The following is a 7983-nucleotide window of genomic DNA, read 5'->3' as shown; positions in this document are numbered from 1 at the left end:
TATATTAAACTCTGCCTTGAATCTTAAAATATTATTACGTTCAAGAGTATAATAAAATTTCTTTTTATCGGGACTAAAACTCATGATCCAGCGATTTGTTGAGGCAGCAGGGATAAGTTTTGAAGTAAATTCGTCTGCAGGAAAATACTGAGCTAATGCAGTGCTAATTCTGAGGTCTGAATCTCCACCATAATTGGTGATGCTGTCCGGACTCCCATCATCGTGGCGATGGTCATGCTTGAGCTGAATGCCATTTTTGGTCTTTGTAAGCACCCAGGTGCGTGATTTGTTTTCAGCTACTTGAAAAGGCATCCGTAAAACAGATTTTTTACTCTGATTGACCGTAAACTTTAGCTCTTTGCCCCAAAAGTCGTTCACATTGGTGGTATCGGGCATGTAAATGGCTTTACCATAGAAAATTTTACCATTTAGAGCTTTTAAATCATTAAAAAAGGTTTTGTCGGCTTGCGCAAAAAGCATGCTGCTAACAAATAATAAACTAAACGTAATACTTAAGATTCTCATTTCAATTAATTATTAGATTTTGTGGCGATTCCGCCTTTTTTGCTATCAACTTTTACGGTGTATTTTCCGGCATTTTGTACAATCCATCGCACAGTAACAGTGCTATTCCCTGGAATATTTTCAACTTTAATATTTGCAGCATCATTTTTTTGCTCCCTAGTAATATTTAAATCCCTGTTTTGAACAATCATGCCTGCAATTACCTTCGCACCCTCAATGCTAACCATGTCGGGAACCTCAATTTTATATTTTAAATCCTGGCTCGAATGGGTTGGCATCATACGTTTATTCGCAATCACTGCAGTAATTTCTTTTAGGCCTCCACCTAGATCTTTCTCTGAAACCTCTTCAACAGAAAGTTTCGGAGTATGGTATGCATGGTATAAAGTAAATGACATGTTGCGATGTGCATCACTTTCTAAAAGAAAGCCAGGGTGTAAACGACCAAAAGATTTCTTAAAGCCTCCAATTTCAATATCGCCATATTGGGGGTGTTTGAAAGGCTTCCATTCTACGAAAGCATCATTAAATAATAGATTACGATCAAAGGAATACTGGCTTGCTTGTGCATTTGAATCTCCAGTTTTGTTATACATAAGGTAATTTGTCCAAAGCTCATTCGAGAAAGTATAAATACCCCTACCTCCATAAAACCAGTCGAGCTCACCCCCAAATACAGAATACAAATCTTTATAAACTACTAAATATTTATAACCGGGAATAAGTTCTTCACCTTTTTTGCCTAGAGCATCATAAACTTGAACATCTTGAGCATTATAGGTATCAAGATCTTCAAGTGCACCTGGTCCTCGTAAAATCATACCCCCATTATTATGGTATGATTGCCCTGCAGCAATATTTGGATGTTTCATTACAAAATCTGCAATGGAGCGGTTTTCAGGTAATGAAAATGGATATTTATAAGCGCCACTTTGAATATAATTTGGTTGCCAATTCCATGCCCAATCGCGGTTCGGATCATAAAAACCTTCACCATCTTCATTTACATCACCATCGCCATCATTATCAATTCCTTCATAACCCAATAATTCATAATCTCCTTGCTGGTCAACACCCACGCTGACCATTCTTCTAGGATCATCCTGATCAATTCTAAGTCGTCCATTCGGGTTTTTCCTGCGCATGAACACAATATGCCCATCTCCATCTAAGTCGTCAAAGCCATCTTCATTTGTTGCACCATCCCGGTCATTATCAACCGGAATCATTCCTGATCGAGGCGAATTGGCATTATTTGCAGCATGGAAAAAATTATCACGTGCATCCGGATTGATTGTTGGAGCGATATAAAAAGTCTTATCTGCTAAAAGCTCTTGAATGTGTTTAGTGTCAGCAAAAGACTCGGCAAGGTACCAAGCAGTGTACAACGCAAATTCACTTCCTTGAATTTCATTGGAGTGAATATTACCATCAATATACATCGCCGGTTTTTGGGAAGAATTACCTGTTTTAAAGTCGGAAATAGTCATTACCCACATCTCTTTTCCTAAATAGGATTTTCCCATCGATTCTAATTTTACTAGGTCTGGGTGGGCTTTGGCTAATTTCTTGCAAACCTCGGTAATGGCTGCATAATCATAATAACGGTTCCAACTCATGGGTACTTTGGGGTTCGCGGGACTGCCAGATGCTTTTAATATCTGCTCGGGTTGCTGTGCAAACAATGAAATGGCCATAGCCATTGCGGGAAGCGTAAGAAATATTTTTTTTATGTTAAGTTTCATATTCTCTCTTAATTGGAGGTGAAAAATCAATAAATATTAAAGGGATAATTCAATGGTTTTTGAACCGCTCGTCGGACTTCCAGCATCGATGCTTAATTTTCCTGATCCCTTAATTAACCAGCTTAGTGTTCTGTTACCTTGACCCTCAATGGCATCTAAAACTTGATTTTTACGGCCACTGATAATTTTTTGGTTTCCTGTATGAGTTAGTTTTACACTGATTTTTTTTACCCAGTAACTGCGTTCACCAACTTTCGTTTGTGTGGCCATTAAGCCATTATTAATGATGGTGGCAGTAATTCTTGTAATTCCATCTCCCAATGCTTCCTTTTGCACATTGATAATGTCAATAGCAGGTGATTTTTTACTCAAACTAAAAATGAAATCATAATGCTTCTTTACCAACCCTTCAACCATTCTAAATGGAGGGTTTAGCAGTACAAAAGGATCTATTCCACCCAATTCTACATTTTTACCGGGGAAGTCGGGGTGATCAATTTTTCTCCAGCTTACAAAGTTGTTTTCTATTTTCTCACTTTGCGCCCATCTTAAATAATTGGCAACTTGATCCTCAATCTTAAAGTCCTTTTCTTTTTTTGCAGTGTCTGCTTTCGCCTTTGGTACCCACCAACCTGGTGTGCTGAAGCTATTTCTACCATAGTGAAAATATGCCCAATTGGCAAAATCACCACCAGTAGAGCTAGTTTTAGGTGCATCCTTTAAGCCAGTTATTTTATTGTAAAGCTCAGAAATATGGGCATTGGTTTTGGCATCAGCTTCGTAATAACCACTAATTACCCTTTTTGAAACCGATTGTGCATTAAATGCTACGGGACTTGACAAGTTATTGTAAGGGCCAAAAGTAATTACTGTGTGGATATTAAATTGCTCAAATATATGATCTAAAAGCGCCCTATTCTCATTTTCTGACACCATGTGCTCTCCAGAACCTGGAATAAAATTTGGATAGGCATAGCTCATATTTTTATTAAAATGAACTCCACCTTCACCATCTTCATTAAAACTACCGTCTTTGTCGTTATCTATACCTTCCGAATAAACTTGATATTTACCAATTTCCCCTTTGGTAGGATCGGCGAGAATCATGGAGCGTGGGTCTTCAGGATTTAATCTATATTTTCCTGTGGGATCTTCTACGCGGATCCAGTTAATTTTTCCATCTTTATTAAGATCTTCGAAAGAATCTTCGTTTATTTTACCATCTCGGTCGTCATCTGTAGGGCGAGCATTGGCGCTGCGAGCATAACGTAGGGCTGAGAAATATTGCTCAGTGGCATCGGGGCTCATATTGGGAAAAACATAAAAGGTATTTTTTGTTAAAATAGCTTTTACACTGTCTTGAGATGAGGCATTTAATAACTTTTCTGCGAATCCAATAGCCAGTTCTGTTCCAAGAAGATGTGACCCTTCAACGCCACCAAATACGGCAGTGGCTGGTTTTTGTTCGGTTTGGCCAGCACCAATAGTCAGCATCCATATGTCTTTACCGCCAAAAGTTTTGGTTAATGATTTAACTTTTACCAATGAGGGGTACGATTTAGAAAGCACATTTATCCTTTGGGATAGCTGCGCATGATTACTATAATCCTGCGCCTTTGTTTCTCTGTTAAGGAGAAATAGACCCATCATTAAAGTGATGGTTTTTGTGAATTTATTCATGGAGTTAATCGCTTGTTTTCAGCTGATTAAATTACAGAAATAAATTAATTTATACAGATCTATTCTAGTTGCTCGACATTTTAAGCTTATCTATTTTCCAGAAACTTCATATAATTGGTTAAAAAGTAATTTAAATGTTCCATGCGTTTGCGCCCTGAATGTAATTTCCGGTCCGAAAGCATAAAGCTTCCCTTTCCCAACATTAGCCTCAAAAGCAGTAATTCCATCTCGCAAATAAGCTTGACCCCAAGCCCAGCCAGAGCGTAGCGGCATTGAACTTGAAAACCATAAAATGGGTTTGATATCTCCTTTTAATAAGTCGGCGGTAGCAATTTTAAACACGGGGCTATTATTAAAATATACATCTGCAGTCTTTTGCATACCCCATGCCGATGCCAATGAATTGTCAACACTAACACTTAAAACACTACCTGGAACATAGTATTTTTCAGCTGCTAATCTATTTTCTTGACCATCTTTACCCATCTCAACTAGCGCATTCCTAATCGGTAAGTCTAAATGATAAGCTAAGTTTGTGCTGCTGCCAATACTTATTACTTTTCCACCTTGCTCCATAAATTTTTTGATTTCAGGTATTGATTTCTCCTGACTAATTATTCCTAACTGAGCTCTAAATTCAGCTGGGATGGATTCTGGCTTAGGCTCATTGCTTCTATTGCTTGTACTTCTAGTAGAAACTGGAGGGATAGCGCCCGATACAAAAATGATCGCATCGTATTTAGAGTTTAAATTGCCCGCATCAATATCTTGAGGGTAGATTATTTTGGCATTAAAGTGATATTGCTCCATCAAGAAACGTACCCAACCAGAGGCCATTGAGCCGCCATAAGTATCCCACAAAGCAATTCTTAGCTCGGAAATCTTGCTGATGTTTGAAGGAATTGCTGATGTACTTCTAAGTTCTAATCCCGAATTAGAAACCAATCCTTGAATTATTTTCTGAACTTTTGCATTAGAAGGAATGAAAAAATCGCCTTGGTCGGCACCTGAACGGATTCTAAAAACATTTTCTTTTGCTTTTAACAGCTCATTAACGGCTATAAAAGCATTATTTGATTCCGCATTTATTAAATATCCCTTAGCTAAAATAATAGGTTTTGCTTCAACTTTTTGAAGTTCACCATAAGGGATACGTTGAAAGGGACCGTTAAAATCATCTTGAAAGCGATCGAATTCAACATTCATTAAATAGGCTAATGTCCATCCTGCTGCATCGTATGGTGCAATTGGCGGACCCCCTTCGTATTGAAAGTCGTTGGGATGATCTTGTGGTTCAAACATATCCAAAACGTGAGGCCTGAACGCCTGATTCGTTTTCACGATAAAGGAACCTTTTAAATACTTTTTATCGTTGATAACAAAATCTTCATTGGCTTTATGAATGAGAATGCCAGAACGTATTAAGGCATTTACAAATTTTATTGCTGTTGGAAAATCTGCCTGACCTGCAGGAATGATATAGCCCCTAGCATCTCTCTTAGCAGGATCCTTCATTACCTGATCAAAGTATTTTGTTGGAATCGTATTCCTTCCAGAGGCTCTAGCTCCACCCAAATCTTTTTGATGTGCATCTTTAATGGCCTCAATCTTATTTGGTGATAAACCCCAAGTATCTGTATTGCCCTTTTCAACCGAATTTTTACCCATCAGGTAAATATTATAAAGCAATTCATCGCGATGTCTTTGTGCATAGTTTAATACCGCATAATTCATGGATATGGAGTAATCTATGGATTGTCTGAAATGCCATTTTTGCGGTGTTACAGGAAAAGTTGTTCCAGCATTAGGAATCAACCTATTGGGTACCAAACTAATTTCAGATGGCGTTGGTCCGCCAATGGTTTCGGTTAACAATCCAATAATGTTATGAAAATATGTAATTGTTCTCAATCCCCCATTATACCAAGTTGAAAAAACAGAACCATTTTTTTGGGTATATCCAGGTTTATTCTCGGTGTTTAATCGGCTATTCATGGCAGCACCCAATGCATCCAAGCTTGTCATTAAAATAGGATCAAATACATAATTAAAGGGATCTCGATAAGGAGCTCCGGCCACTACAGAGCCTTCAGGGCCTCTTTGGTGATGATTGTACATAATTTGTGGCAGCCATTCTAAGAATAGCTGATTGCTTATATTTTGCGTTTCCTTCAAATTCATCATGAAAAAATCGCGGTTATTATCGTGCCCAGCATATTTTTCATATAATCGTGGTAAATCTTCTAATGAACGCTTCTCAGGTATTTTTTCACGCATATACCAATCGCTAACCAATTCATGTCCATCAGGATTGGCATGCGTCATTAAAATAATTGTGTTTTCGAGTATTTTTGTAGTCTCCGCATCCTTGCGACTAGCCAAGTTCCAAGCAGTTTCAACAAGTTGGTGAATACCTAAAGTCTCTGTTGAATGGAGTCCCCCGTCAATCCAAACAATAACTTTCCCTTTTTCTGCTAAAGCTCTAGCTTCCTCTTCGCTTAAACCTTCAACACGAGCTAATTTTTGTGATATCTCCTTGAAATAATCGAGTTTCTTTAAATTTTCTGGAGAGGAAATGATTAACATTGGTTGGTCACGGCCCTCTTCTGTTTTGCCAATACTCAAGAACTTTACGCGATCAGAGCTAGCTGCTAATTTTTTAAAATATGCCTCTGTTTGAGTAAAATTAGCAAGTTTATAATCATCTCCAATTGTAAATCCGAAATGGTCTTTTGGAGATATTTGTGCAAATGCTGTGTTTATCAGTAAAAGACTGATAAGAAAGAAGGTAATTTTACGCATGTTCTGTGGATTTTTATTGCAAGTTAATATTTCTCATTTTATTTGCTAGAATTTGACAATTAGTTTTCAAACTATCAACGAAGCAAATTACCTAAGGAGTCAATTCTAATATTAAATGGTTGTAAGTACTTATCTACAAGAATCCCAAATTCTCTTCTAGTAATATTTCTTTCCGGTTCAAAGGGGGAGCTTAGTTTAAAACTTTTTTTCCAACTTTCGGCGATTTCTTGCTTGAGTTCTTCCCCGCGATTGGCATTGAATTTTATAAGTTCAATAACATCCTTAATGCTCAAGGTATCTTTTTTATTGTCGGCAAACCAAAGCTGACTTCTTGTGTAATATTCTCTCATTGACGATTTTATATCTTCTGATTTCACTAGCCCCGCAGTATCAAAATAGAATTTCCCATCGTTTAATCTTGGCTTAATCATACTGCTAAGTCCGAGGTGTTGAAAAGCAAGAAAACTGACATCTTTTTGATCGATATCCTCAAAGGGTATTAAAACAGCATCAAATGCTAAAAGTTCGCCTTGCACCACACGGGGATTAATTAATTTAGTGGTGGTTTTAAAGAATGCACAGTAAGCCGCAATGGTCCCTGCTGCTTGTCCCGCCGACATATTTACAAGCTTTACTTGGCCAATTTGCTTGGGAATGATGATGAAATTTTCCTGCTCTTGTACCATTAATGCACCCATTGGAATAGTAATAGATGCGCCATCTGGCATAATTCCCAATGCAACGGTGCTTCTAAAAAGTTTATTTTCAAAAATATTGGGACTGTTAATTGGGCTACTAATGGTTTTTTTAAGATCAATCTTAAGCATGGATGCGATTGCAAGACTCTCGCTTGCATCTATCACTACCTGTGCCTTTATTTTTTGACCACCTTTTAAGCGTATTTCCCACTCTTTCCCATCTTTTTTAATTTCATCTACAACATTATTTAGGTTTATTGTTAAATTTTTAACCGTATCGCTAATGCTTTTTATTAAATCAGGTGCTTGATGTAGCTCAAGCGGAAGGGCAATAATGGAATCAGCACTTTTTGATCTTCTTCTTTCTTTGAGGGAATAATAATTTTTTATGCGTTTAATATGGCTAAGATCTTTTTCAGAAAAAACTGGCGTAAATGATCTTGACTGAGGTAAATACATGGTTTTTACACCGGAACGAGCAGATTGAATAGCTGCTGCTATTGCTGCAGAATTGTCTCCAATTACTAAAACTC

At 37.5% G+C, this 7983-nt stretch carries 5 protein-coding genes; all 5 read right to left on the bottom strand.

All coding sequences use genetic code 11. The features are described 5' to 3' along the window. The coding region (locus tag ACILQF_RS07920) for a hypothetical protein (RefSeq protein ID WP_395626881.1) at positions 1-525 on the bottom strand (525 nt) is incomplete at its 3' end. Between the two features lie 5 nt (positions 526-530). Further along, positions 531-2270 (bottom strand): M14 family metallopeptidase, encoded by a 1740-nt coding sequence (locus ACILQF_RS07915; protein ID WP_395626880.1) that lies wholly within the window; start codon positions 2268-2270, stop codon positions 531-533. 36 nt (positions 2271-2306) lie between these two features. Next, positions 2307-3950, bottom strand: a complete 1644-nt coding sequence (locus ACILQF_RS07910; RefSeq protein ID WP_395626879.1) for a M14 family metallopeptidase — start codon at positions 3948-3950, stop codon at positions 2307-2309. 90 nt (positions 3951-4040) lie between these two features. Beyond that, on the bottom strand, positions 4041-6752 hold the full coding sequence (locus ACILQF_RS07905; RefSeq protein ID WP_395626878.1) for a M14 metallopeptidase family protein: 2712 nt from the start codon (positions 6750-6752) through the stop codon (positions 4041-4043). Positions 6753-6826: 74 nt separating this feature from the next. Beyond that, on the bottom strand, positions 6827-7983 hold a 1157-nt coding region (locus ACILQF_RS07900), incomplete at its 5' end, for a hypothetical protein (protein ID WP_395626877.1).

Origin of the sequence: Daejeonella sp. (assembly GCF_044232565.1) — a bacterium.
Taxonomy (GTDB): Bacteria; Bacteroidota; Bacteroidia; order Sphingobacteriales; family Sphingobacteriaceae; genus Daejeonella.
This window is presented reverse-complemented; position numbering and strand designations above follow the sequence as displayed.

What these genes read in the sequence shown, in the direction of transcription:
- ACILQF_RS07915 (WP_395626880.1), bottom strand. Translation starts at nt 2,270, where the DNA reads ATGAAACTTAACATAAAAAAAATATTTCTTACGCTTCCCGCAATGGCT.
- ACILQF_RS07905 (WP_395626878.1), bottom strand. Translation starts at nt 6,752, where the DNA reads ATGCGTAAAATTACCTTCTTTCTTATCAGTCTTTTACTGATAAACACA.
- ACILQF_RS07910 (WP_395626879.1), bottom strand. Translation starts at nt 3,950, where the DNA reads ATGAATAAATTCACAAAAACCATCACTTTAATGATGGGTCTATTTCTC.